This window comes from Cecembia lonarensis LW9 (assembly GCF_000298295.1).
In the GTDB taxonomy this organism is placed as follows: domain Bacteria; phylum Bacteroidota; class Bacteroidia; order Cytophagales; family Cyclobacteriaceae; genus Cecembia; species Cecembia lonarensis.
Genome location: NZ_AMGM01000156.1, coordinates 1 through 3,627 on the forward strand (window position 1 = coordinate 1; position 3,627 = coordinate 3,627).

The 3,627-nt window shown below is 37.1% G+C and carries 4 protein-coding genes and 1 tRNA gene; 4 read left to right on the forward strand and 1 reads right to left on the reverse strand.

What is annotated here, in order from left to right; translation table 11 throughout:
• Positions 1–243 precede the first annotated feature (243 nt).
• The 3 genes from gap to B879_RS20370 all read left to right on the forward strand — a co-directional run bounded on the left by gap (position 244) and on the right by B879_RS20370 (position 2,741).
• A complete protein-coding gene (gene gap, locus B879_RS20360) occupies positions 244–1,251 on the forward strand; it encodes a type I glyceraldehyde-3-phosphate dehydrogenase (protein WP_009187119.1) in 1,008 nt (335 codons plus the stop codon).
• 126 nt (positions 1,252–1,377) lie between these two features.
• Positions 1,378–2,067 carry a hypothetical protein gene (locus B879_RS20365; protein ID WP_009187120.1) on the forward strand — a complete coding sequence of 230 codons (690 nt, stop codon included), beginning with the start codon at positions 1,378–1,380 and terminating at the stop codon, positions 2,065–2,067.
• Positions 2,068–2,114: 47 nt separating this feature from the next.
• On the forward strand, positions 2,115–2,741 hold the full coding sequence (locus tag B879_RS20370) for an LON peptidase substrate-binding domain-containing protein (RefSeq protein ID WP_009187121.1): 627 nt from the start codon (positions 2,115–2,117) through the stop codon (positions 2,739–2,741).
• 1 nt (position 2,742) lies between these two features.
• On the opposite strand, the gene B879_RS20375 is transcribed toward B879_RS20370, so the two are convergent.
• Entirely contained in the window at positions 2,743–3,471 is a 729-nt protein-coding gene (locus tag B879_RS20375) for a tetratricopeptide repeat protein (RefSeq protein WP_009187122.1), read from the reverse strand.
• A gap of 72 nt (positions 3,472–3,543) precedes the next feature.
• On the opposite strand from B879_RS20375, the gene B879_RS20380 reads away from it, so the two are divergent.
• Positions 3,544–3,616 (forward strand) — tRNA-Lys (locus B879_RS20380).
• Positions 3,617–3,627 lie beyond the last annotated feature (11 nt).

Sequence of the window (3,627 nt, forward strand, 5' to 3'; positions counted from 1 at the left end):
TTTTTTATTCCTTTTAATTATTAAGCTGATAATCAGCTGCTTGTTGAGGAGTAAACCAATCTGCAATCGATTGTATTTCAAATAAAGGATTAAGGGATTCATTCTCAAGTGTTTAAATATTTTGGTGGGCAAAATTAATTTGGTAATTTTATAAGAGGAATCTGTTTTCAGATCAGCCTCCAAAATTTTGAAACTAATCTTTCTTTTTAAAGTGTAAAAATTATATTAACAAATAAAAAAACTATGAGCAAAATTAAAGTAGGTATCAATGGATTCGGAAGAATCGGTAGACTGGTTTTCAGAGCTGCGCAATCAAGGCCTGAAGTACAAGTTGTAGCTATCAATGACTTGATTGATGTTGATTATATTGCTTACATGCTGAAATATGATTCCACCCACGGTAGATTTGATGGAACTGTCGAAGTAAAGGATGGTAAACTTGTGGTCAACGGAAACGAAATTAGGGTGAGTGCGGAGAAAAACCCCGCTGATCTGAAGTGGGGTGAAGTAGGTGCTGATTACGTAGTAGAGTCAACAGGTATATTTTTGACAAAAGATAGCGCCCAAGGTCATATTGATGCAGGTGCAAAAAAAGTAATCATGTCTGCCCCATCTAAGGATGATACCCCAATGTTTGTAATGGGTGTCAATCATGATAAATATACGACTGACATGAACTTTGTTTCGAATGCTTCTTGTACAACCAATTGCCTTGCTCCGCTAGCTAAGGTTTTGAATGATAATTGGGGTATCGAAGAGGGTTTGATGACCACAGTGCATGCCGTTACTGCAACTCAAAAGACTGTAGATGGTCCTTCTGCTAAAGATTGGAGAGGCGGCAGAGGTGCTTCCCAGAATATCATTCCATCATCTACAGGTGCTGCTAAAGCTGTAGGGAAGGTGATTCCTGAACTGAACGGTAAACTGACAGGTATGGCCTTTAGGGTGCCTACACCAAATGTTTCTGTAGTTGACCTTACCGTAAGACTGAAAAAACCGGCATCTTATCAAGAAATTTGCGCAAAAATGAAAGAAGCTTCCGAAACCAATTTGAAAGGTATTTTGGGATATACGGAAGATTCCGTTGTTTCAACTGATTTTAATGGAGATGCAAGAACTTCAATCTTCGATGCAGGTGCTGGGATTCAATTAAGTGACACTTTCGTTAAGGTGGTTTCCTGGTATGATAATGAAATGGGGTATTCCAACAAGGTGCTTGACTTATTAACCTTCATTGCCAATAAATCTTGATTCTATTTATTTCATATTGGATGTAAGGAAAGAGAGGCCTCGCCTCTCTTTTTTTTGTTTTAAGGAACAATGTCTTAGGAATGCTGGTTTATTTTTTATATACTAACCACAAACAATTTAATATTCATGTATTTATTATTGATTTGGGCAGTCCTTTTGGGAAACCCATTACTTCTTCACGGATTAAATAATCACCCCTACACCTTTCAAATAGAGCAGCAATCTACAGACGATTTTATCGTATTTGAAAACAAAACAATTCCATTGGAAATTATGGAGCCTGTTATGGAAGCACTTTCCCATTTTCCCGATTTGAGAGATGTACACATTAATTTTGAATTTAAAGATAAAATCAAGGGGTCTGTGATGCAGGCACAGCCAAAAGTATTGTCTTTGTTTGTTGATGGAAAAGAAAAAAGGAAATATAGAATAAAAATAACCAGAGCTTTAAATTTTGGGGATGTTGTTATTCCAGTTGAGGAAATTCCTAATGATGCATTAGTTGGCTGGATAGGGCATGAACTTGGGCATATTATGGATTATTTGGACAGATCATCGACCAATATGATGCGTTTCGGTTTTAAATATCTAGTTTCCAAGCAAAAAGTAGTTGAGGCTGAATTAGCGGCAGATGGTTTTGCCATTGAATGTGGATTGGGACACCAAGTTTTGGCCACAAAAAATTATATTCTTAATCATGATGGTTTTGATGAGGGATATAAAGAGAAAATTAAAACATTATACCCTTCTCCAGAAGCTATAGTTTCCCTGCAAGAAGAATTCGAAAAAGTTGGGGAAGAAGCCTTCCAGGATTAATCCCTCTTTTCAACAACCAATTGGCTATTTTCAGGTTGTATAAGGGTATGTCAGACTACCTTCCCATATTTCCTCTCAAATTAGTAGCCTTTCCGGGAGAGCGGCTTAACCTTCACATTTTTGAACCAAGATATAAGCAACTTGTTCATGATATAAAAGAGCAGGGAGGAAGGTTTGGCATAGGCATTTACTTAGACCGCCTCATGTCTTTTGGAACTGAGGTCCAGCTTTTAGAAATCAGCCATACGTACGAGGATGGACGTATGGATATCAAAACCATAGGTAGAAGGGTGTTTGATTTGATTACCTTTGATAATCCAGCGCATGGAAAACTTTATGCTGCGGGTAAGGTGCATTACCGCGTTAATGATCCAAGAGTACCCAAAAGTGTTTACGCTGAATACCTCCTTTATCTCAGGGAGCTTTTTAGATTAATGGATCAGAATTTGGAAGTTAAATCACTTGAAGTAGATTCTTTTACTTTTTCCCATAAAATTGGACTCAAAATAGAGGAAGAATATGAGCTATTACAACTGGATGGTGAAGCAGACCGATTAAGATATTTGATTGCTTACTTAACCAGAGTTATTCCAGTCTTAAGGGATATAGAACAAGCCAAAAAAAAGATAAAGATGAATGGGCATTTCAAAAATCTTGATCCTTTGAATTTTTGACTTATAACCTTGTCACATGTTCTTTTTTAACATAAGCTTTCCTTTCGCCCCATTTGACTTCATACCAAATATCTTTTGAAGATTTGACAACAACTCTATGACCAGGATCTACCACATCCAATAATTTTCCGCCTGCTGTCGGTTGGTCCATAATTAGCGTGGGTGTACCCGTCACAATTGCAGTATTAGGTTCGCTAAGAAAATTATTACTAATAAAAGCCAGGATCAAGAAAAGGAGGGTAGGGAGGTAGTATTTTGTATGGTCTGCCTTCTTTCTATATATGAAAAGAAGGATCAATGAAACTACCAACAGAAATGAGAATAGGCCGGTTATTTCAGACTGGAAATCAGTTAAAAACTTGATTAATCTTTCCCAATCACTGACCTCATATCCTTTTAAATTGCCCTGTTCTGTCAAAGTCTTGATTTTGGTAATTACCCTTGGGTTTGGGTTTTGGTCGTAATATTTAGCCAAATAATAACTCGCCATTGAAAAATCTCCTTTCCCTTCCGCTACAAATGCCATCTTTAGAAGCATAGCTGGAGAAAAAGCACCTTCATTTTCAAGTAAATCCTGATAAATAACATATGCCTCTTGATAACTCTGCTGACCGAACAAAGAATCTGCTAAATTTAGCCTGCTTGTATCCGCTTGACAGTTAAAGCTTTGCATTAGGGCTATAAAAAATATCAATAATTTTGTCAGAAAGATTCGGTTTAGGTTTTGCATTTTAAAATCAGTAGCTTAAATTTGCAGTCCAATTACGGCAATGATTTAAGAAAAACAAGTCAAAACCGCAATGATTCCGTAGCTCAGCTGGTAGAGCATAACACTTTTAATGTTAGGGTCCTGGGTTCGAGCCCCAGCGGGATCACATAGTTTAAA